24 protein-coding genes are annotated in these 19568 nt (G+C 67.3%); 14 read left to right on the top strand and 10 right to left on the bottom strand.

Annotated features, from left to right (window positions below; genetic code table 11):
• Positions 1-141: 141 nt before the first annotated feature.
• The gene (locus ACYQ5L_RS20525) at positions 142-348 is read left to right on the top strand and encodes an excalibur calcium-binding domain-containing protein (protein ID WP_459959307.1); all 207 of its coding nucleotides are present in this window, start codon (positions 142-144) and stop codon (positions 346-348) included.
• Between the two features lie 366 nt (positions 349-714).
• Here the strand turns inward: ACYQ5L_RS20525 and ACYQ5L_RS20520 are convergent, their stop codons facing one another.
• The 3 genes from ACYQ5L_RS20520 to ACYQ5L_RS20510 form a co-directional block, all read right to left on the bottom strand.
• Entirely contained in the window at positions 715-1452 is a 738-nt protein-coding gene (locus tag ACYQ5L_RS20520) for a hypothetical protein (RefSeq protein ID WP_459959306.1), read from the bottom strand.
• On the bottom strand, positions 1434-1868 hold the full coding sequence (locus tag ACYQ5L_RS20515) for a hypothetical protein (RefSeq protein ID WP_459959305.1): 435 nt from the start codon (positions 1866-1868) through the stop codon (positions 1434-1436). Before ACYQ5L_RS20515 ends, ACYQ5L_RS20520 begins: the two co-directional genes overlap by 19 nt.
• A gap of 69 nt (positions 1869-1937) precedes the next feature.
• Positions 1938-2732 carry an enoyl-CoA hydratase/isomerase family protein gene (locus ACYQ5L_RS20510; RefSeq protein ID WP_459959304.1) on the bottom strand — a complete coding sequence of 265 codons (795 nt, stop codon included), beginning with the start codon at positions 2730-2732 and terminating at the stop codon, positions 1938-1940.
• Positions 2733-2842: 110 nt separating this feature from the next.
• Between ACYQ5L_RS20510 and ACYQ5L_RS20505 the strand changes: the two genes are divergently transcribed.
• Positions 2843-3184, top strand: a complete 342-nt coding sequence (locus ACYQ5L_RS20505) for a winged helix-turn-helix transcriptional regulator (protein WP_459959303.1) — start codon at positions 2843-2845, stop codon at positions 3182-3184.
• Positions 3185-3225: 41 nt separating this feature from the next.
• On the opposite strand, the gene ACYQ5L_RS20500 is transcribed toward ACYQ5L_RS20505, so the two are convergent.
• Both ACYQ5L_RS20500 and ACYQ5L_RS20495 read right to left on the bottom strand, forming a co-directional pair.
• Positions 3226-3927, bottom strand: a complete 702-nt coding sequence (locus ACYQ5L_RS20500) for a S1 family peptidase (protein WP_459959302.1) — start codon at positions 3925-3927, stop codon at positions 3226-3228.
• 306 nt (positions 3928-4233) lie between these two features.
• On the bottom strand, positions 4234-4590 hold the full coding sequence (locus ACYQ5L_RS20495; RefSeq protein ID WP_459959301.1) for a hypothetical protein: 357 nt from the start codon (positions 4588-4590) through the stop codon (positions 4234-4236).
• Positions 4591-4623: 33 nt separating this feature from the next.
• On the opposite strand from ACYQ5L_RS20495, the gene ACYQ5L_RS20490 reads away from it, so the two are divergent.
• The 5 genes from ACYQ5L_RS20490 to ACYQ5L_RS20470 all read left to right on the top strand — a co-directional run bounded on the left by ACYQ5L_RS20490 (position 4624) and on the right by ACYQ5L_RS20470 (position 8731).
• A complete protein-coding gene (locus tag ACYQ5L_RS20490) occupies positions 4624-4956 on the top strand; it encodes a hypothetical protein (RefSeq protein WP_459959300.1) in 333 nt (110 codons plus the stop codon).
• 352 nt (positions 4957-5308) lie between these two features.
• On the top strand, positions 5309-6454 hold the full coding sequence (locus tag ACYQ5L_RS20485; RefSeq protein WP_459959299.1) for an esterase/lipase family protein: 1146 nt from the start codon (positions 5309-5311) through the stop codon (positions 6452-6454).
• A 40-nt stretch (positions 6455-6494) separates the two neighbouring features.
• Entirely contained in the window at positions 6495-6761 is a 267-nt protein-coding gene (locus tag ACYQ5L_RS20480; protein ID WP_459959298.1) for a hypothetical protein, read from the top strand.
• A gap of 42 nt (positions 6762-6803) precedes the next feature.
• Positions 6804-7013, top strand: coding sequence for a hypothetical protein (locus ACYQ5L_RS20475; RefSeq protein WP_459959297.1), 210 nt, complete (start codon positions 6804-6806; stop codon positions 7011-7013).
• 164 nt (positions 7014-7177) lie between these two features.
• Positions 7178-8731 (top strand): family 20 glycosylhydrolase, encoded by a 1554-nt coding sequence (locus tag ACYQ5L_RS20470; RefSeq protein WP_459959296.1) that lies wholly within the window; start codon positions 7178-7180, stop codon positions 8729-8731.
• A 108-nt stretch (positions 8732-8839) separates the two neighbouring features.
• On the opposite strand, the gene ACYQ5L_RS20465 is transcribed toward ACYQ5L_RS20470, so the two are convergent.
• The 3 genes from ACYQ5L_RS20465 to ACYQ5L_RS20455 are packed head-to-tail and all read right to left on the bottom strand — an operon-like array spanning position 8840 to position 10627.
• Complete coding sequence (locus ACYQ5L_RS20465) at positions 8840-9739, bottom strand: MBL fold metallo-hydrolase (protein ID WP_459959295.1); 900 nt, start codon at positions 9737-9739, stop codon at positions 8840-8842.
• Positions 9740-9781: 42 nt separating this feature from the next.
• Positions 9782-10186, bottom strand: a complete 405-nt coding sequence (locus ACYQ5L_RS20460; protein ID WP_459959294.1) for a MoaF-related domain-containing protein — start codon at positions 10184-10186, stop codon at positions 9782-9784.
• Between the two features lie 48 nt (positions 10187-10234).
• Positions 10235-10627, bottom strand: coding sequence for a nuclear transport factor 2 family protein (locus ACYQ5L_RS20455; protein ID WP_459959293.1), 393 nt, complete (start codon positions 10625-10627; stop codon positions 10235-10237).
• A gap of 244 nt (positions 10628-10871) precedes the next feature.
• Here ACYQ5L_RS20455 and ACYQ5L_RS20450 point away from each other — a divergent pair, with 244 nt between their 5' ends.
• The 5 genes from ACYQ5L_RS20450 to ACYQ5L_RS20430 all read left to right on the top strand — a co-directional run bounded on the left by ACYQ5L_RS20450 (position 10872) and on the right by ACYQ5L_RS20430 (position 14859).
• Entirely contained in the window at positions 10872-11423 is a 552-nt protein-coding gene (locus tag ACYQ5L_RS20450; RefSeq protein ID WP_459959292.1) for a MarR family winged helix-turn-helix transcriptional regulator, read from the top strand.
• Entirely contained in the window at positions 11416-12261 is an 846-nt protein-coding gene (locus ACYQ5L_RS20445; RefSeq protein ID WP_459959291.1) for an SDR family NAD(P)-dependent oxidoreductase, read from the top strand. The genes ACYQ5L_RS20450 and ACYQ5L_RS20445 overlap by 8 nt, the downstream gene beginning before the upstream one ends.
• Positions 12262-12537: 276 nt before the next feature.
• Positions 12538-13014, top strand: a complete 477-nt coding sequence (locus tag ACYQ5L_RS20440; protein WP_459959290.1) for a hypothetical protein — start codon at positions 12538-12540, stop codon at positions 13012-13014.
• Between the two features lie 255 nt (positions 13015-13269).
• A complete protein-coding gene (locus tag ACYQ5L_RS20435; protein WP_459959289.1) occupies positions 13270-13473 on the top strand; it encodes an SMR family transporter in 204 nt (67 codons plus the stop codon).
• 60 nt (positions 13474-13533) lie between these two features.
• On the top strand, positions 13534-14859 hold the full coding sequence (locus tag ACYQ5L_RS20430) for a flavin monoamine oxidase family protein (protein ID WP_459959288.1): 1326 nt from the start codon (positions 13534-13536) through the stop codon (positions 14857-14859).
• A 73-nt stretch (positions 14860-14932) separates the two neighbouring features.
• Here ACYQ5L_RS20430 and ACYQ5L_RS20425 read toward each other — a convergent pair whose 3' ends face one another.
• Positions 14933-16237, bottom strand: coding sequence for an MFS transporter (locus ACYQ5L_RS20425; protein ID WP_459959287.1), 1305 nt, complete (start codon positions 16235-16237; stop codon positions 14933-14935).
• A 215-nt stretch (positions 16238-16452) separates the two neighbouring features.
• On the opposite strand from ACYQ5L_RS20425, the gene ACYQ5L_RS20420 reads away from it, so the two are divergent.
• Positions 16453-17361 (top strand): TetR-type transcription factor C-terminal domain-containing protein, encoded by a 909-nt coding sequence (locus ACYQ5L_RS20420; protein WP_459959286.1) that lies wholly within the window; start codon positions 16453-16455, stop codon positions 17359-17361.
• Here ACYQ5L_RS20420 and ACYQ5L_RS20415 read toward each other — a convergent pair.
• Complete coding sequence (locus tag ACYQ5L_RS20415; RefSeq protein WP_459959285.1) at positions 17354-18301, bottom strand: alcohol dehydrogenase catalytic domain-containing protein; 948 nt, start codon at positions 18299-18301, stop codon at positions 17354-17356. The two genes, ACYQ5L_RS20420 and ACYQ5L_RS20415, sit on opposite strands and share 8 nt — an antisense overlap.
• 161 nt (positions 18302-18462) lie before the next feature.
• On the opposite strand from ACYQ5L_RS20415, the gene ACYQ5L_RS20410 reads away from it, so the two are divergent.
• Positions 18463-19524 carry a phosphotransferase family protein gene (locus ACYQ5L_RS20410; protein WP_459959284.1) on the top strand — a complete coding sequence of 354 codons (1062 nt, stop codon included), beginning with the start codon at positions 18463-18465 and terminating at the stop codon, positions 19522-19524.
• Positions 19525-19568 lie beyond the last annotated feature (44 nt).

Genomic DNA, 19568 nt, shown 5'->3' with positions numbered 1-19568 from the left:
TATCACAACGGATCTCCCCCAAACAGCGGATCGGTATCACGCGATGCCGTCGTCCGCTGTCGCCCGGCGGTCGCTCGCGAACCGGAACGCTTCGCTCGCCTCCGCATGTCCGCACACAGTTCCTTTTACCCGAGGAGTCACATGAAAAAGCTCGCTGTACTCGCCATGTCGTCGATGGCCGTCGCTCTCGGCGCGACCGAAATCGCGCAGGCGGCTCCCTCCGAATCCGGTCCGTACTACGCCAATTGCAGTGAGGCCAAGGCCGCGGGCGCCGCACCCATCTACCGTGGCGAGCCGGGCTATCGCGCCAAGCTGGACCGCGACAATGACGGAATAGCTTGCGAGTGAACGACATTCGCCTCATTACGGCGATGCGTGCCGAGCGGCACGCCGTCGTCCACGATTCCCCCTGAGAAAGAAATGGAAAGGAAAGAATAATGGGATCCGTCGAACTCGCTCTCGGCTCCGCCATCCTCGCCATCGGCCCGATCGTCGAGGCGGTTGTCCTCGGTCCGATCATGGCCCTCGGCGCGGCTCTGGGCTCGGCCGTTCTCTAGCGGCCGCCGCCGTCATCGACGGCGGGTGAATTGAATCCGCGAAGACCTCCGATCGGGGCGACGTGCCTGTGGCACTGCGCACCACTCGGGGGTCTTCGCGCGTCATGGGCATCGATCCCCGGCGACAGCCTGCCCGCGGCGGATCGGGCCCGGCCGGTCAGTTCGGGACGGGCGTGCCGGACTGCCGTGTGTTCGCGGTCGCTCTGCGGACCAGATAGTCGAGAGTCGCGGACACGGCGAAACAGGCGATTCCGATTTTCGCGGCGGGCCCGGAGAGGGCGGGATCGGAGTAGGGGAGATCGGTGTGGCTCAACACCTCGACCAGGTGCAACGCGCCGACAAACGCCGCCGCCGCGGCGGCCACGGCCATGGGCGCCAAGACAAGACGAAGGCCCAGCGGGGCATTCCTGATCAGCGTGACCGACGCGCAGACCGCCACACCGGCCAGGATCAGGCCGATCGACGCGAGCACGGAGTACACCCTCGCGAGCCCGCCGAGATCGGACAGATTCCGGGTGGGTATCCGGCTGGCATCGCTGATCTGCCACAGCACCAGCAGTGCCAGCATCATCGCGCCGGTCGTGCCCACGATGAACGGGATCAGCCGATCCGCCAGCCACGCCCGAGCGACCTTCACGCCCATATATCCGGCGATGGCCAGCGCCACCAGCTCGCCGACCACGTTGGTGACATTCGCCAGATGCAGCCACGACGGGGCGTGGTCGAAAAGCCAGCGTTCGTCGAGCACCCGCGGGTGATGGGTGATGATGGCGACGACAACCAGACCCGTCACCACCGTGACCGGCCGGCTACCCGGATCCTTGCGCCACAGCGTCACCCGCACCAGCAGTACGACCGTGGTGAGGACCAGCGCGATCACGTATCCGTAGTCCACCCCAGCAGCCTTTCTCCCAGCCCGTCGCGCCGGGATTTCCTGGGTTTCGCGGTCTGTGCCCGCGCGCGGGCCTGGACCTCCGCCGCGGCCGCCGTGAGCAGCTCGCCGAGCTGTTCCAGACTCATGTCCGCCAGGGCATGCGTCTGGATGCCGCGGGTGGCCTCCTCCTCGGTGAGCACACCCGCGGCGACCAAGGCTCGCTTCGGGTCCGCGCCATGGGCGCGCGCGAAGGCGACCACGGCCTCCGGATGCGGAATCGGTGTGCGACCATCGTCGCGATCTCGTAGTGCCAGCTGGGACGCGGTCGTCATATCGGATCGATCGATGCGGCGTCCGATCTCACGAATGCTCGCACCGCCGCTGATCGCGTTCACCCACTGACGCCATCGTTCCAGCTGGGCTTGGTCCCAGGGCACCCGATGATCCTGCCAAAGGCCGCTGGCAAAGGCAAAGAACTCCTTGTGCGGGTCGTGTACCCGGGCCGGTCACAGCTCCGCGAGATAGCGGGCCTGGTCGTACTCGACCGGCCCGGGCGTTTGCAGGCCGAGTTCGAACAGCCGGCCGATGCGGCGCGCGAATTCCGGTTCGGCCATGGCGATTTTGGTCGCCGCGTACTCCGCGGCCAGCTCCGCGCTGCTCGGCAGCGTGATGCGGTCGACGAGTCCCTTGGCGGCGGCGATGGCGTGTGGCGGGAACGCGGCGATGCGCTGGGCCAGGGCGTCGACGAAGTCGTCGAGTTCGGCGTCGGGCAGCGCACGGTTGATCCAGCCGTACCGTTCCGCCAGTTCCGCCGGGTAGTCACCGGCGCCGAGAATCACCTCGAGCGCGCGCCCGCGCCCCATCAATCGCGGAAGTCGTTGGGTCGCACCGCCGCCGAACACCATCCCGACCGCTACCTCGGGTTGCCCGAACACCGCCCGCTCCGCCGAGGCGAAGCGCATGTCGCACGCGAGCGCGAACTCCGAGCCACCCCCGCGCACCCGTCCCGCGATCTTCGCGATCGAGACCTTCGGCAGCGTGCTCAGCTTCTTCAGTACCGCCCAGTAGGGCGGCGTCTCCGGCCAGTCCAATTCCGCGACGTCGACGTGCGCGATGAAGTAATCGGGCAGCGCGGACTGGAACACGATCACCCGCGCCTCGTCGTCGGTGGCCACCTCATCCACGAATCGTGTGAGATCAGCGCCGAGTTCGAGGCTCGCGAGATTGAGCGGCGGATTGTCCAGCGTCACCCAGACGACGCCATCGGCACTGCGAACTCGGAGAGTGTCGTACTCGTACATGCCTGCTCCCTTCCAGTGGGGGAAGAGCCGGAGACCACCTCCGGTTCTCCCTCTGCCTAGATATCATTCTAGAAGGAGCTATAATTTCTATAGTTAGCAGGAAGGTGACTATGGCAACACTGAACCGGTCCGAACTGGGCCCGTACTGCCCCTACTACGCCGCCGCCGTCGAGATGATCGCCCGCCGCTGGGTGCCGCTCATCCTGCGTGCTTTCCTGACCGGGCCGCAGCGATTCAGCGACCTCGCGGCCGCGATACCGGGCATGACCGACGCGATGCTCTCGCGCCGCCTGAAGGACCTCGAAGCCGACGGCCTGGTCGAGCGCGTCGTGCAACCGACCACCCCGGTGCGCATCGACTACCGCCTCACCGACAAGGGCGAGTCCCTCAGCGACATCCTGCTCGCGCTCAACCGCTGGGCGGTGGAGAATGTGACGCTCCCGGACTCGTGACCCGCGATCACCGAATCCTGTTGGCCCGTCGGATCGCAGCGTCAGACCGGCCGGAATCCGGCTCCGACTCCGCCGGCGGCGTCGAGGGCTTGCAGGATCTGGTCGATGGGGCGGAATCGTTCCGGGGCGTGCACGGGCATGGCGGCGTTGACACACGGGATGTTCATGGAGACCGGCCCGAGCACGGTCAGACACCCCAGGTTCATGCCGATCAATTGATCGCCCATGGTGACCGGACCGCCGGAATCGCCTGGTGTCGAGCAGGATTGGGTGATCACCTGCCCGTTGAGCGAGCCCCAGACGACGCCGCGGTCGAATCCGCTCGAACGTCCGTTGGCGCAGACCGTCGCGCCCGGGCTCGGGGCGGCGCCGATACCCGCGATCGTCGTTGCGCCGACGCTGCGGACCGCGGTCACTTTCGCGCCATCGAATTCCACCACGGCATAGTCCAGGTCGGCGCCGCGGTCGGAGAACGCGACCGTGCCCAGGACACCGACATCGAGGGCCTGCTCAGCGCGCACCGCCGTGCCCGTGGGCGCGCAGTGCCCGGCCGTGAGTCCCACCAGTCGACCCGCCGCGTCGTCGCCGATCGCGGCCAGCGAGCAGCGTGTAGAAGCGCCTAGCACAATGCCTGAGCTGCCACCGAGCACCGCGGTCGGTGGGGCGGCATGTCCGGCGACCGCGCCGAGTCCGATCATGGCGGTGAGTGCCGCACCGACGGCGGCGATCCGCGAGATTCTCATGAGTGTTCGCTCCGTTCCCGCATGTCGGGTATCGAGGTTCTGGCCGGAACAACCCGGCCGGGCGTGATCGCGGACCAATCCGGCGGCGTCGAAACGCGTCGACGTCGACCGGCGGCAGCTGGGCGAGGTAGTGGTCGTACTCCCGTAGCGATCGTCGAACTTGCGACAGTGAAACCTGTTGCAGCGCTGGGTAATCCGCAGCGGTTGCGTTATGGGCCGAGCGGGGCGGGCGGTTGTGGTCCGCCCCGCTCCGGGTTGGAGCCGCGCTCGGTCTCGCAGGGCCGTGCCACGGCTGCGTCGCGACGGTTACCAGTCCTGGATCACGATCAGGCCATCCTCGGCGGCAATCCCGAGCACCACGTGCCCGCCGGGGTGGTCGACGGTTTCGCCGATGATGTCGTGCAGCGACGCGAAGCGCCAGGCGTCGTCGGCTTCCAGTTGTGAACTGGGCGCCAGCGACACCGTCGTCAGGTCGTAGGGGACGAGGGTGTCGACCACGGCCGGTACCGGACTGTCGGCCAGCGCCGCGGTCTTACCGGGTGACAGCTCGACCCCGACCGCGCCGGGCCCGACCAGCGGTGTGGCGGCCGTGGCCGCTCCCGCGCCGGCCAATGCGGTGACAGCTACGGCCGAGACGGTGAGGGTGATGAGTCGAGTGCGCATGGGAATCCTCCATGTGAACAGGGGTTTCGACAGATGGTCGACGTGAGTATTGCCGAATTGGAAATCGCCCTGGTGCGTCATGATCCGGAGAGGGCTATTCGGCTTGCCGCCACGGTGGAGCTGCCGGAGGAACTGCCGCTCGAGCGGCGCATCGCCTACCACGTGTGCCAGGCGCGGGCATCGCTGATGCGGCGCGACGACACCGCGGCGACGTTGGTGCTCATGCGGATCGCGAATATCTCACCCGAGGCCATCCGTTTCGATGTCGGCGCCTACCACTGCGTGCAGCAGCTCTTGCGGCGCGACAACCCGTTGACTCGAACCGAGGTCGCGCACTTGGCTCGATTGGCCGGCATCTCGGCATGACATCGGGGGCGGGGATGAACCGGGGTGTTGAGACGGCGGTGGTGGGACACCTTGTCACCAAGAGTTGTTTGCGCTCTGCAACCGGCTAGTTGCATCCTTCATGCCTGCATGGTTTAGTGGCTGGGCAAGTATGCAGCAACTATTCGAGAGCGGGTCGACTGTGTGGGCGGCTCGCGATGACGAACGTGGATCGTCCTGGTGTGCAGTGCATCTCGGGGAGCGGCTCGGAACCGTGGGTTCGGTGCGCTGATCACGTCGAGTGTCGGCGTTCGCTCGTTCGTTGGAAGGGATTTCTCTGATGTTCGTGGTGCGCCCCAGTCGGTCCGTGCAGCTCGGAGCCGGTGGTGCCCTCTTGTCTTTGCTGGTCGGCGTGGCGGCCGCGGGTGCTCCGGCGTTCGCGGAACCGCTCGATCTGCGGCCTTCAGTGTCCGAAAGTGCTTCGGGGGCGGAGATTCTCGGATCCACCGCTGGTTCGAGTGGGTCGGGCTCGGGGAGCGGCTCGGGATCCGGCGGGGCTGCGAGCCCGTACGAGAGCGGGGCCGGGGACGGCAGCATCGACCCGCCGGGGGCCAATGACTGGAGTTGCACGCCGTCGGCGGCGCATCCGAATCCGGTCGTGCTCGCGCACGGCACCTGGTCCAATCAGAACGCGTGGAATACACTTGCGCCGCAATTGAAGTCGCTGGGCTACTGTGTGTTCTCGCTGAACTACGGCAAGGACACCTCGAGCATCATGGGTGCGAAGCCGGGGTCCTATGCCAACGGTGACATCCGCAAGTCCGCCAAGGAGCTGGCGCGGTTCGTGGATCGGGTGCTGGCGGCCACTAAGGCGTCCAAGGTCGATATCGTCGGCCACTCGCAGGGCGGAACCATGGCCCGGCAGTACCTTCGATTCGAGGGCGGCGCCGATCATGTCGATCCGTCGAAGAACAAGGTCGGCAAGCTGATCACCCTGGGCGCGACCAACCACGGCACCACCATGGACGGTCTGGGCTACCTCGCCACCGGCAGTTCGTCGGGGTCGGCCGGGAGCTCGTCGGGCTCGGCGGGCAGCTCGTCCGGGTCGGCCGGGAGCTCGTCGGGTTCGGCGGGCAGTTCGTCGGGCAGCGGGGGCAGCTCGTCCGGATCCGCCGGCAGTTCGTCCGGTTCCGCGGGGAGTTCGTCCGGTTCGGCGGGTGGCCCGATTGCCCGGGTCGTCGGTCTGGCTTCCGTCCAGCAATTGATCGGCAGCGACTTCATCACCCAGTTGAACGCCGACGGCGACACCGACGCCGGCATCGCCTACACCGTGGTCGCGACCCGCTACGACAAGACCTCCACCCCGCCCGAGAAGACCTTCCTCGAGGCCGGTCCGGGAGCCAGCGTGCGCAATCTCTGGGTGCAGGATGTGTGTGCCGCCGACCAGGTGGAACACGGCAAGATGCCGGAGTCGGCGACCGTCGCCTACGTGGTGAAGAAGGCGCTCGACCCGAACTACACCGGGCCGGTCTGCGGCTGAGCGCCCGCCCGCCCCACGACGCAATGATGGAGAAGAACTCGTGCCCAACCCGACTCGCGACCTGATGATCGAGGCGCTCGGAAACATCTGTTCCGAACTGGTCGAGGAGTACAGCTCGAGCAACGCCGACGACGAGGAGGCGGACGCGCGCATGGTCCGGCTGGAGCGGATCGCCATGTCGCTGCGCACCGCCATCATGCTGGACATGCGCCGTGAACTGACGCTGTCCTTCGGTGAGCGGGTGGCCGAGTTCATCATCGGCGTCGATGAGGCGGGCAATGTCGCCGACGGCAAGCTGCTGGCCTGAGCACGGGTTCTCGATGTCAACCGCAGTGGACTGCTGAACGCCATGCTCTCCTCCGACGATCCCGTCCTGCGCCTGATCCGCACCAATCGCGCGCAGCGCAAGCGGGCGCAGGCCCTCATCCGGCGGTTGGACGCCGAGTTCGGTGACCTCATTCGCGACGCCTACGAGCGCGGCGGATACGGAACCGGCGACCAGCTGGCCCGCGCGACCGGGCTCTCCCGAGCGCGGATCTCCCAATTCAAGCGCAAGTAACCGGCCCACGGGCCCACGATCGGATACCGTTACGCTGTCCAACGGTTGCGGCATGCAATCAATTGTTTGCACTCTGTCGCGCGGCATGGTTTCGTGGTGGCTGGATCCGGAACGTCCCGGCGTGAAACAGGTAGTGGCACGAATTGATTGGGCTGAGGCGAAACATGAGAAGACGTAGCCTGCTGATCGCCGCGGGGGCCGCCGCACTCGCGGCGGCCACCCGCTCGCCGTTGGCCGCCGCCGGCCCGGACACCGCCGCGGCGCCACCGCGAACCGTGCCCGAAATCCGTTCGTGGACAGCGGGTCCGGGCACGTTCGCGTTCACCCCGGAGACGCGGGTTGTCACCGACGCCCAACTCTCCGGCGTGGCACAACGTTTCGCGGACGATCTGCGCGCGATGACCGGGACGGCGGTGACCGTGGCCGGCGGCGGCCCGGCGCGGGCCGGGGATATCACCGTCCGGCTGGCAGATTCCGCCCCGGTTCAACCGGAGTCCTACCGCATCGAGGCCGCGGATCACGTGTCGATCTCGGCGCGGTCCGAACTCGGCGTCATTCACGCGACGCAGACCGTGCTGCAATGGCTGCACCAGTCGGCCATCCTGCCGGGTGGCGTCGCCGAGGACTGGCCGGAGTTCCCCCTGCGCGGTCTGCTGGTCGACACCGGACGCCAGTTCTTCCCCGTGGAGTGGCTGCGCCGACGCGTCCGTGAGCTCGCCTACCTGCGGATGAACTACCTGCACCTGCACCTGTCGGAGAACGAGGGGTTCCGATTGGCCAGCGACAGGCATCCGGAAATCACGTCACCGCAACACTATTCGAAGGCCGAGATCGCGGACCTGATCGCCTACGCCGCCGGTTACGGCATCGAGATCATTCCCGAGATCGGCATGCCCGGCCACATGGGCGCGATCCTGGCCCAGCATCCCGACCTGCAACTGCGGCCCGCCACCACCAGCACCGCCGATCAGGTGCGCGACAGCCTGGTGGGCGGCGGCTCCGCCGCCAAGATCGACCTGTCCCAACCGGCCGCCTACGAGCTCATGGAAGACCTTCTGCGCGAATACCTTCCGCTGTTCCCCGGCCGCTTCTGGCATATCGGCGGCGACGAATACCTCGCCGACTACGCCCGCTACCCGCAGCTGGGGGAGTACGCCATCCAGCGCTACGGTCCCGGTGCGCACCCCACCGAGGTGTTCAAGGGCTATGTGAACTGGGCCGATCGGATCGTGCGCGCGGCAGGCAAGACCACCGTCATGTGGAACGACGGGCTGAACTACCCGGGTGAACTCGGCATCGATCCGTCGATCGTGATCGGCTTCTGGTCCTACGGCAATAATCTGCCCTGGTTCGGCCCGGGCCGCACCGCGGCGGATTTCGCCGCGGCCGGGCACCGGCTCATCAATGCGGCCTTCACTCCCACCTACTTCGTCACCGGCGGCAATGCCAAACCGCTCAGCCTGCCGCCGGAGGCGCTCTACGCCTGGGATCCGGGCCTGTTCGTGAACGGAGACCGGCTGCCCGCCGGTAGCGCCCCGCACGGCTCGCAGGTCTCGATCTGGTGCGACGATCCGCACGCCATGACCATGGATCAGATCGAGTCGGCGGCGCGGGCGCGCCTGCCGATCATGGCGCAGAAACTGTGGTCCAGCGGCGCGGCCGTGGCCTACTCCGACCTCGCGGCGCAGGGTTCGGCACTCGCCCGGCTCCCTCACTGACACCGCCCACGGGCGCGTCGACGGCCCACCGATCACTGCCCGCGCTCGCCGGTCGAGGAACCGAATCGTGCCCGGCTCCTCGACCGCCGACTTGCCTCCGGGAGTTGTTCAGCCCCACTGCATTTCACCCTTGACGACCTTGGCGCTGAGTTCGAGATCGGTGACCCCGGGCAGTCCCGGGTAGCGCTGCTGCATCGCGGCGACGAGTTCGGCGCTATTGGCGGTACGGGCGTCGGCCTCGTCGAAGGCCGTCAGGTAGTCACGCGTGAAACGGAGAGCGTCGATGCCGTTGTCGGTGCCCGAGGCCGCGTGCCCGGCGACCACGATCTTCGGATTGCGGGCGATCATAGCATCGAGATTGGCGATCCACGCGCGGCGTTGGGCCGCGCTGGGCAGGTCGGCGATGAACACATGCTCGCCGGAGAAGACGAGGTTGCCGCCGAAGATGGCGTCGAGGTCGCCGGACCACAGGTAGTAGCGGTCGAGATCGTCGGCCCGCACGATGTCGACGGTGTGGCCGCCGACGGTCAGGTCCGTGGCGGTGCTGGGTTCGGGGATCACCACGTCGGCCACCGTGCGCGGACCGTTGTCGCCGAGCTGCGGGGACCAGGTGGCGATCTTGCCTTCGACATTGCCATGGATTGCCGTGACCACATCGGCCGGCGCGATGACCTTGGCGTCAGGGTACTTCTGGGTGATCGGGCGCAGGCCGAAGTAGTAGTCGGGATCGCTCGACGAGACGAAGACCGTCGTCAGCGGCTTGCCGATCGATGCGATCCGGTCCGCGACCGCCGTCCCGTCCGGCAGCGTGAATCCGCCATCGATGAGCACCGATTCATCGCCGGCGGTCAGGATGACCGGTGCCCGGGAGAATCCGGCTTCGTTCGCACGCACCGCGGTCCACTGGAGTGTGGTGTCCTCGTCGTTCGAGCCGCACCCGGCGGCGGTGGCGGCGATGGCCAGCGCGCCCGTCGCGGCCAGCAGTTTCCAACCCTTGGCAATTGTCATTGACTTCCTTCCGGATGGGTGGTTCAGCGATGAATGGTGGTGCTATTCGGCCTTTTTGATGGCGGCGGTGTGCAATTCGAGACCGTGCGAGCCATCGGGTTTCGGGTAGGACCAGGTCAGGTCGATCTTGCCGTCCCGGTAGTTCTCGACATGGGTGACGGTGTAGCCGGTTTTGGGTTCGAACCAGGTGATCAGGTATGTCTGGTCGGCGACCTTGGCGATGACCGGGTCGACGGTCTCATCGCCCTGACCTCCGGCGAGATACTTATAGGTGAGTTGTTTACCGTCCGGGCTGAATTGGAGATCGAACACGACGCCGTTGTCGATCTCGGCGATGAAATGCCCGCCATAGGGCGTTATTTCGGGCGCGGCGGCCGATTCGGAGCAGCCGGTCAGGGCGAGCGCGGCCACCGCGGCGAACGCGCCGAGAGCGTGGATCTTCTTCATCTGCAACCTTTCTCGGGAGGTCTCTCGTGGATTGGAGCGGTGCAGTCGCTAGGCGAACAGAGCGGTGACGGCCTCGGTATCGGTGTACTCGGTCCATTTCCGGACCAGCCCGTCGCGAATCAGGACCACATGCGCATACGACTGCTCATAGGGTCTGCCGGTGACGGTCGTGGCCGAGGTATGTGTCTGCGCCACGACGAAATCACCCTCGGCGATCAGATTGTCGACCACCTGGGTCAGCGTCGGCACCACGGCGAAGACCGGCGTGAAGAAATCGTCGATCACCTCGGCCTTGCCCTGGTGAATTCCGGAAACCTTCGTGGATCCGACCGCAATGTGTGTCACATCGTCGGCCACCAAATCCAGCGCACCGGCCTGATCGCCTCGGGCGAGCCGGGCGAAGAACTCGGTCAGCACTGCCTTGCTCTCGGCTGTCGTCATGATGGAACCTCGTTTCTCGCGAATGTCGAGCAGATCGGCCGGGCGAAGCCATCCCGGTTCCTGTCCGAACAAGTAAATTCGCCGCCGATATCCCGCATTCCGGGTGATGCCACTCACTATCGCGGTCGAGAATTGCCAGATCCTGCTCGTATCGTGCCGTGAGAGCGGGAATATTGTGGGTAGCGTCAGCGTCGAACCGCGTGTCTCCACAGTCATTGTTCGAACAGCAAAGGTGAGGAGAAACATGGGCCGCAGCCCGGATCAGCAACATCTCGGCGACGTACCGCTGCCGCCGACGGTGCAGGCCGAAGCGATCACCCACGCCCTCCTGCGCGTCATGCGGCTGCATCGCCTGCTCGCCAAGCAGCTGCTGCGCCGGATCGGGCTGCACCCAGGGCAGGAGCTGGTGATGATGCAGCTGTGGGACCTGGGACCGCAGCGGCAGACCGATCTGGTGCGGATGCTCGACTCCGATGCCGCCACCATCGCACGCACCGTCAAAAGGCTCGAACATGCCGGGTTCGTGCGACGGCGACCGAGTCGCGAGGACGGGCGTGTCACGATCATCGAGCCCACTCGCGCCAGTCTCGCGGTCCGGGACCAGGTCCGCGACGCCTGGGCCCAACTGGAAGCCGGTGTGACCGGTCGGCTCGACTCGGCCGAGCGGACCGAGACCATCCGGCTGCTCGCCAAGATCGAAGACTCGTTGAATGCGGCTACTGTGCAGCAATCACCTTCTTCGGCAATCGATCCCACATCGTACACTGCGAAACACAAGGAGCCACAAAATGACTGATAAAGCGTTGACCGGCAAGACCGTCGTCGTGACCGGCGCGAGCTCCGGAATCGGGGCGGAAGCCGCCGCGAAATTCGCGGCACTGGGTGCGAAAGTCGCCGTGGTAGGGCGCACACCCGACCGAACCACCGCCGTCGCCGAGCGAATCGGGGCCGACCATTATCTCGCCGACTTCACGCGTTTCGACGACGTGCGCGCACTCGCGCACAACCTGCTCGACCGGTACCCGCGCATCGATATTCTCGCCAATAACGCGGGTGGGGCATGGGCGGAACGGCTCATCACCCCGGACGGCAACGAGACGACCTTCCAGGTCAACCACCTGTCGCCGTTCCTGCTGACCACACTGCTGCTGGATCGCCTGGTCGAATCACGGGCGCGAGTGCTCAATACCGCAAGTACGACATACCGATTCGCGAAGCTGGATCTGGATACGGTGAACGCCCGCACGGGACCGTACAGCCAGTTCGCCGCCTACGGTCAGGCCAAGCTGGCGACCATCCTGTACACACGCGAGCTCGCGCGCCGGACCGCCGGACGCGGGCTCACCACCGCCGCGTTCCACCCGGGCGTTGTGGCGACCCACGTCTACGACAATGTCCCCTTCGGTTTCGGCCGATTGGTTCGCTCGCCGCTGGGCCGGCCGTTCTTCATCAAGCCGGACAAAGGTGCCGAACCGCTGCTTCAGCTGGCGACGACCGCGGATCCGATCGACGGAAAGTACTTCCATCGGCTGAAACTGGAGGAACCGCGTAACAGCCAGGCGCTGGACAACGACCTCGCCGAACGGCTCTGGGTGCTTTCGGAGTCCCTGACCGGAGCGAAAGCCGTTCTCTGAGAGGGGGTTTGAATGCCCGCAGTAGCGGGTTCTGGACACCGACTTATCTGAACGAGTATTCTCGAATGCGTGCAGCAGCCGAGCTGCATATCGACAATCCCCTTCAAGCGCGGGGTCTTTCGCTATGCGGCGCCTTTCGGTCGTGGAATTATTCGAATCCGCTGCGCGGGAGAATCGTGGTCGCCCGGCGGTTGTCGAAAGCGGCGTTTCGACAACCTATGGCGAATTGGAGGCGCTGAGCGAGATTGTGGCGCAGCGCCTGCGTGGACGCTGCTCGTGGCCATCGGCGCTCAGCCCCGCGCCGCCGGAAAGAACTTCAATATCGTTCCCTCCCAGGACCGCATCGTCACGCTCCGGGGATTCTTCGAACTGCTCGAGCAGTATTTCGGCTACCGCTTCCAGGTGCTGCCCTTCACCGACTGGGTCGATCTCTGGAAGGACGACCCGATGGCGCCCCTGTATCCGCTGCGCAGCATGTACTGCGATCGGGTGCTGGACGGCAAATGCACCGTCGAGCTGTATCAGAACACCTACCGGTGGGGCACCCGCAACGTGGCGGAGCACCTGCGCGGCACGGGTGTCGAAGAGCCGGCCCTGACCAAGGAGATCCTCGCGCGCTACCTCCACCGTGTCCTCGCCGAACCGCATGTCCCGCGCGGGCGCTGGATTCCGGACGGCCTCGAACCGGGGGCGGCGGCCCGCCCGGCATCGGGCCGCGCAAGCGATCCCGCTGCACCTGGCTTTGACAGGTAGCACCGCCAGGGCTCCCAGTCCGGAACCTCGACATGCGTCAGCGCGGCAGGACGAGCGCGGCGATGATGGCTATCATGTGGCAAACACCCGGATGTGGCGGCGTCCCGCATTTCCGCCCGGTATGGAGGTGCCACATGGTCGCGTATGTGTATCCGGCAGTGGCGATTTGCGCCGAGGTGATCGGTCCCAGTCTGAGGAAATCCACCGGCGGATTCCGCCGGCTGCGGCCCACGCCGGGGTGTCCGGGGGCCTGCGGTGTGGCGTTTCCTGCTGTCCAGGGCGCACGAGGCCGGGATGGAAGTGGGCATCGCCTACGCGATGTGGGCGGCACTGGGCGAGACGGCGATCGTGATCGTTGCCGCGTTGTTCCCGCGCGGGTCCCTCACCCCGACCGGAGTGATCGGTGTCGTGCTGCTGGTCGCGGGCGTCCTCATCCTCAATCTCGGTGGCGCGCACTGATATTCGGAACAGTACCGTGCGGCTGATCAAGGAATGGAACAGCGAGTAGAGGAGGACGAGATGGGTGACAACCGCGATGCCGACGTCGTGATCGTGGGCGCCGGATTCGCCGGACTGGCTGCCGCGCACCGGTTGACCGGCGCGGGCCTGCGCGTGGCGGTGCTGGAAGCGCGCGACCGCGTGGGCGGACGGGTGCTGACGCGAATCCTGCCCGACGGAACGCAATTGGACCTCGGCGGCCAGTGGGTCGGCCCCACCCAGCACGAAGTGCAGAAGCTGATCTCGCAGTACGGTCTGGCGACCTACCCGACTCCGCAGCACGGCACGGCCATCATGGAGTACGAGGGCCGTCGCGGTGACGACATGCCCGACGCGGTGCTGAGTCTGCGCGGGGAATTGGATCGGCTCAGCCGGGAGTTGCCGACCGACGAGCCGTGGAGCCACCCGGCGTCGCGGGAGTGGGACGGTCAGACGCTCGCGTCGTGGCTGGCCGCGCGCACCGGTGACGAGGCGGTCGCGCGCACGGTGGGCCGGACCACGGCGGGCATGCTGCTCTCGGCCGACGCCATCGAGGTGTCGGTGCTCGAGACGCTGTTCTACATCGCCAGCGCCGAGGGCCTGGACATCCTCCTCGGCATCGAGGGCGGCGCGCAGTCGCACCGGGTGGTGGGCGGACCGCAGGCCTTGGCGGAGCGGATGGCCGCCGATTTACCTTCCGGCACAGTCGTTCTGGGCTCACCGGTGCGTCGAATCGAACATTCCGCACGGGGTGCCCGAGTGATCACCGACCGCGCGGTCTTCGAGGCGGCGCAGGTCATCGTGGCGGTGCCGCCGGTGCTGGCGGGGCGCATCGAGTACGAGCCCGCACTGCCCCCGCAGCGCGACGGCCTCACCCAGCGCATGGCCGCCGGGTACGCGCTCAAACTCCACGCCGTCTACGCCGAACCCTTCTGGCGCGATGCCGGACTGTCGGGAGTCAGCAACTCCAGCACCGGAATTCTGACCGAGACCGTGGACAACACCGCGCCCGGCGCGACCAGCGCGGTGCTGACCTCCTTCGCGTACGGGAGCGACGCGCACCGCCTGCGTGCGCTCGGCCCCCGGGAGCGCCGGGACGCCGTGCTGGACCGGCTGGCCGAGCTGTTCGGCGAGCCCGCGCGCGCCGCAACCGATTTCGTGGAGTTCGACTGGTGCGCCGAACCGTGGACACGGGGCTGCTTCTCCGGTCACCTCGCACCCGGCGCCTGGACCGCTTACGGTCCGGCGCTGCGGGCTCCGATCGGCGTATTGCATTGGGCCGGAACTGAAACCGCCACCCGATGGAACGGGTACTTCGACGGGGCCATCCAATCGGGATATCGCGCGGCCGCGGAGATCACCGGCTGACGCGCGATGGGGCGAGGTCCCAGGGAGGAGACCTCGCCCCATCGCGCCCGCCTACTCGACGACGTCCTGATGCTCAGGGTTCGGAGTGCGCGGTCGCGTGGCCGATCGCGTGGTCCACCCGGTCGTGGTCGAGTCGGCGCCCGCTGGTCTCGCCGCAGGCGAGAGCGCACAGCAGACTGACGGTGGCCACGCCCGCGAGATAGACGCCGATGGAGATGCTGCCGAAGTGCTCCCGCAGTTGCACGGCGAGCAGTGGCGTCACGGCGCCGCCGAGGACGCCGGCGAGGTTGTAGGCCATGCCCGCGCCGGTATAGCGGTATCGCGTGGCGAACAGTTCCGGCAGCATCGCGCCGACCGGCCCGTAGGCGAGCCCGACACCGATTTGCGACAGGCATGCGCCCAGCACGAACGACCAGGTTGTTCCGATGTCGAGAATGGGAAACAGCAACAGCGCGAACACGATCGAGCACAGGTTGCCGATGGCCATCATGCGCCGCCGTCCGATGCGGTCGCTGTGGTACGCGCCGACGATCGTGCTGACGGCCAGTGTGCCGCCGGTCGCGAGGCCCACCGCCAGCACCGCGGCCGGGGAAAGCCCTAGCCGGGTGGTCCCGTAGCTGGTCAGATAGGTCACGCCGATGTAGTAGAAGGCGAAGCACATGGTGACGGCACCCGCGCCGAGCGCGATCTCGCGCGGCTGCCGGGTGATCGACTCGAGCAACGGCAGTTTCGAGGATCCGGTGTTCCCGGCGTCGCGGTGGAAGGCGTCCGTCTCCTGGATGCTCGTGCGCAGGTACAGGCCGACTCCGATGAGAACGATGCTGAGCAGGAAGGGGATTCGCCACCCCCAGGCCGCGAAGGACTCGGCGCTCATCGTCAGCCGGGAGACCAGGAAGGTGGCGCTGGCCAGGACGAAGCCGAGCGACGGGCCGAGCTGGGGGTACAGCGCGTACGCGCCGCGTTTGCCCTCGGGCGCGTTCTCCGCGGTGAGCAGCGTGGCCCCGGCCCATTCCCCGCCGACCGCCAGCCCTTGGCACACGCGCAGGACGACGAGCAGGATCGGGGCCGCCACACCGATCCGATCGGTGGTCGGCAGCAGTCCGACCGCCACCGTGGACAGGCCCATCAGCAGCAGGGTGGCGATCAGGGTGTGCTTGCGTCCGATCCGATCGCCGAAGTGGCCGAACACGATTGCGCCGAGCGGGCGGGCGACGAAGGCCACGCCGAGGGTCGCGAACGACAGTGTGGTGGCCGCCGCGGTACCGAGCGCGGGGAAGAACGCCTCGTTGAACACCAGCGCCGCGGCGGTTCCGTAGATCAGGAAGTCGTAGAACTCGATGGTGGTGCCGAGCAGGCTTGCCCACGCCAGGCGTCGCATCGACGATGTGGTGGGGGGTGGAGAGACAGACATGGGCGCTCCCGGTACGGATTTCGATCGGCCGGCCCGGAGTGTTCAGCATTCTCCAGACCGATCGATCGATAGGTAGTGAAAGTGATGCACGCCACGTTTCCATTCAAATCAGTTGAACGTCAATGCTGAACAGTGGGAAGCGGAGGCTGGAGTCTGTTCAGCTGTTCAGCTATTCTGAACGAATGTCGGTGAACGTGAGTGCGACATCGGCGCAAGAGGTCGGTCGCGCCATCCGGGAGTCGCGGTCTCAGCGCGGAGTTTCGCTGCGCGAGCTCGCCCGCCGGATCGAGGTGAGCCCCGCGACGATCAGTGCGATCGAGAACGGTAAGACCCGCGTCGACGTCGGGCGGCTGCACGCGATTGCCGCGGCCCTGGACACCAGCGCGACGGAGCTGCTCGATTACCTCCCCGCCGAACCGAATTCGGATAACGGCGCGCCGACCGCCGCACCGTTGCCCGCCCGGACCCGCGCGGCGGGGGACTGGCGCGTGTTCGGGCCGTTGCCCATCGACCCGGTGCTGCGGGCCGCGATCGACGACTTCGTCGACAAGGGCTACCACGGCTCGACCATGCGGTCCATCGCCCGGCGCGCGCACATGAGCGTTCCCGGTGTCTACCACCACTATCGGAGCAAACAGCATCTGCTGGTCGCGTGCCTGGACGTGGCGCTGGACGAACTGTTCACCCGGGTGCCCGCAGCGCGTGACGACGGGGCGGATCCGGCCCAGCGCCTCGGATACATGGTCGAGGCGCTGGCCCTGTTCCACACGCACCGGCGCAAGCTGGCGCTGATCGGTGCGAGCGAGATGCGCAGCTTCGAACCGGCGAACCGGCGACGCATCAGCGCCATGCGCAACGACCTGCAACACCTGCTGGACAGCGAGATCACCGACGGGGTCCGGGCGGGCCTGTTCAGCACCGGCAGCCCACGGCACGCGGGACGCGCGATCGCGACCATGTGCACGTCGCTGCCGCAGTGGTTCCGGTCCGGCGGCCCGTCCAGCCCCGAACGCATCGCCGCCGACTACGCACAGTTCGCGCTGGGCCTGCTCGGTCATCAGCCGGACGCCCCGGCGGGCCGCGTCAGCTGAAGCGCAGCACCACCTTGCCGAATTTGCCTGCGGCGCCGAGTCGTTCGTACGCGCGCGGCGCCTCATCGAGGGTGTGGACGCTGTCCACCGGCACCCGCACCCGGCCGCCGGCCAGATGGCCGAGCAGTTCTGAACGCACGCGCTGGGCGAGTGCGGCCTTCTCGGCGTCGGAGCGGGCGCGGATCGTGGAACCGAGCACCCGCGCGCGTCGGACCATGAGATCGAACAGGTGGATCGAGGTGTGCGAGCCCGCGCCCACGCCGATGACCAGGACGCGGCCGTGGGTATTGAGCCAGGCCACCCGATCCAGGCAGTCCGGGCCGCCGACGAGTTCGACCACGACATCGTAGGGGCCGTGCGCGCGCTCCTGCTCGGGTGTCACGACCCGGATGTCCGCGCCGAGCCCGCGGACTCGCTCGTGCAGGCCGCGGTTGCGCACGCTGGCGACCACGTCGGCTCCGGCCAGCGCGGCCACCTGCACCATGGCCGTGCCCACACCGCCCGCCGCGCCGGTGATCAGCACTCGCTCCCCGGCGCGCACGCCGGCCTGATCGACGAGTCCGTCCCAGGCGGTGGAGAACGCTTCGGCGAAACCCGCCGCCGCGACGTCGTCGATGATGTCGGGGATCGGCAGCAGCGCGTCGGCCGGCACCGTCAGTCGCTGCGCGTGCGCCCCGCCGCCCACCAGGGCCATGACCCGATCGCCGATCGACCATCCGCTCGTGCCGGGGCCGAGGCGCTCGATCACTCCGGCGAACTCCAGCCCGGGGATGTCCTGCGGCCAACCGGGCGGCGCCGGGTAGCCGCCGCGGGCCTGCAGGAGATCGGCGGCGTTCAGGCCCGCGGCGTGGACGCGAATCAGGGCCGCTCCGGCGGCCGGGCGTGGGTCCTGGACGTCGGAGACCACGAAGTTTCCGTCCTGGATCGTGACTGCTCGCATGATTCCGCTGCTCTCCTTCATGTTCAGAATATCTGAACAAATGAACACGTTGCTGAGTGATTGGTGACCCGTTGACCTTGCGGTACAGCGAGATTCAGAATTCTAACCATCATTTCCTACCGATCGATCGATCGGGTGACGACGCGCGAAGGGTGGTGCGCATGGTGGAGGTCCCCGCGGTGGACGCCGACGGTGAATTGCGTGAGCTGATCCGGCCACAACGACTCGGTCCGGTGCTGGCGCAGCGGCTCGGCGATCCGGCCTGGCGGGATTTCACCGCCACGCTCATCGCGGGCGGCAAATCGAATCTGACCTTCGAATTGGATTGCGCCGCAGGACAGGTCATCCTCCGCAGGCCACCGAGCGGTGTGCTGCTGCCACGTGCGCACGACATGGAGCGGGAGGTGTGGGTGCAAACCTCCCTCTCCGACAGTCGGGTGCCGGTGCCCCCGGTGCTGACCTTCGAACGGACACCGGATCTCATCGGCGCGCCCTTCTACGTCATGGTGAAGGTGCCCGGCCAGGTGATCCGCGGCGAGCTTCCACCCGGTTACGCACCGCTGGTCGAGGACCGCAGGCGGCTGGCCGAAGCACTGATCGACGTGCTGGCCGAACTGCATCAGGTGGACCCGGCCCGGACCGGGCTGGCGGACTTCGGGCGGCCCACCGGATTCCTGGAACGGCAACTGCGGCGCTGGCGGCAGCAATGGGAACACGCGAAAACCGTCGACGTTCCCGATCTCACCGCGCTGGGCCGCGAGCTCGCCGACCGCATGCCCGCGGACAGCGGATCCTGCCTGGTACACGGTGATTTCCGGCTCGACAACTGCCTGATGAGCCCCACCGACCCGGGCCGGGTGCGGGCCGTGCTCGACTGGGAGCTTTCCACGCTCGGCGCCCCGCTCAGCGATCTCGGGCTGCTGCTGTTCTATTGGCGCGAGCCCGGCGAGCCGCAGCGGCTGCTCAGCCCCACCGTCACCGAACTGCCGGGCTTCCCGACCCGGGCCCAACTGGTCGATCGCTATGCCGAGCGGACCGGCCGCGACGTCGGCGACATCGCCTACTACCAGGCATTCGCGCACCTGAAGTTCGCGATCATCGCCCAGGGTGTGGCGGCACGGGCCGCCGCCGGCGCCATGGGCGGTCAGGATTTCGGCGACCTGGGTCCGGAGGTCGTGCGCATTGCGCGGGAGGGCCGTGCCCTGCTCGCCGCCGCGCGCTGAGGAACGCGCGATTACCGCACCGTACAAGGGATTTGGAGGTCCGT

The sequence above is a fragment of the Nocardia sp. IFM 10818 genome (genome assembly GCF_054655275.1).
This window is presented reverse-complemented; position numbering and strand designations above follow the sequence as displayed.

What these genes read in the sequence shown, in the direction of transcription:
- ACYQ5L_RS20525 (WP_459959307.1), top strand. Translation starts at nt 142, where the DNA reads ATGAAAAAGCTCGCTGTACTCGCCATGTCGTCGATGGCCGTCGCTCTC.
- ACYQ5L_RS20465 (WP_459959295.1), bottom strand. Translation starts at nt 9,739, where the DNA reads ATGACAATTGCCAAGGGTTGGAAACTGCTGGCCGCGACGGGCGCGCTG.
- ACYQ5L_RS20455 (WP_459959293.1), bottom strand. Translation starts at nt 10,627, where the DNA reads ATGACGACAGCCGAGAGCAAGGCAGTGCTGACCGAGTTCTTCGCCCGG.
- ACYQ5L_RS20415 (WP_459959285.1), bottom strand. Translation starts at nt 18,301, where the DNA reads ATGCGAGCAGTCACGATCCAGGACGGAAACTTCGTGGTCTCCGACGTC.
- ACYQ5L_RS20490 (WP_459959300.1), top strand. Translation starts at nt 4,624, where the DNA reads ATGGTCGACGTGAGTATTGCCGAATTGGAAATCGCCCTGGTGCGTCAT.
- ACYQ5L_RS20510 (WP_459959304.1), bottom strand. Translation starts at nt 2,732, where the DNA reads ATGTACGAGTACGACACTCTCCGAGTTCGCAGTGCCGATGGCGTCGTC.
- ACYQ5L_RS20470 (WP_459959296.1), top strand. Translation starts at nt 7,178, where the DNA reads ATGAGAAGACGTAGCCTGCTGATCGCCGCGGGGGCCGCCGCACTCGCG.
- ACYQ5L_RS20420 (WP_459959286.1), top strand. Translation starts at nt 16,453, where the DNA reads ATGTCGGTGAACGTGAGTGCGACATCGGCGCAAGAGGTCGGTCGCGCC.
- ACYQ5L_RS20430 (WP_459959288.1), top strand. Translation starts at nt 13,534, where the DNA reads ATGGGTGACAACCGCGATGCCGACGTCGTGATCGTGGGCGCCGGATTC.
- ACYQ5L_RS20450 (WP_459959292.1), top strand. Translation starts at nt 10,872, where the DNA reads ATGGGCCGCAGCCCGGATCAGCAACATCTCGGCGACGTACCGCTGCCG.
- ACYQ5L_RS20495 (WP_459959301.1), bottom strand. Translation starts at nt 4,590, where the DNA reads ATGCGCACTCGACTCATCACCCTCACCGTCTCGGCCGTAGCTGTCACC.
- ACYQ5L_RS20425 (WP_459959287.1), bottom strand. Translation starts at nt 16,237, where the DNA reads ATGCGACGCCTGGCGTGGGCAAGCCTGCTCGGCACCACCATCGAGTTC.
- ACYQ5L_RS20445 (WP_459959291.1), top strand. Translation starts at nt 11,416, where the DNA reads ATGACTGATAAAGCGTTGACCGGCAAGACCGTCGTCGTGACCGGCGCG.
- ACYQ5L_RS20500 (WP_459959302.1), bottom strand. Translation starts at nt 3,927, where the DNA reads ATGAGAATCTCGCGGATCGCCGCCGTCGGTGCGGCACTCACCGCCATG.
- ACYQ5L_RS20460 (WP_459959294.1), bottom strand. Translation starts at nt 10,186, where the DNA reads ATGAAGAAGATCCACGCTCTCGGCGCGTTCGCCGCGGTGGCCGCGCTC.
- ACYQ5L_RS20475 (WP_459959297.1), top strand. Translation starts at nt 6,804, where the DNA reads ATGCTCTCCTCCGACGATCCCGTCCTGCGCCTGATCCGCACCAATCGC.
- ACYQ5L_RS20410 (WP_459959284.1), top strand. Translation starts at nt 18,463, where the DNA reads ATGGTGGAGGTCCCCGCGGTGGACGCCGACGGTGAATTGCGTGAGCTG.
- ACYQ5L_RS20505 (WP_459959303.1), top strand. Translation starts at nt 2,843, where the DNA reads ATGGCAACACTGAACCGGTCCGAACTGGGCCCGTACTGCCCCTACTAC.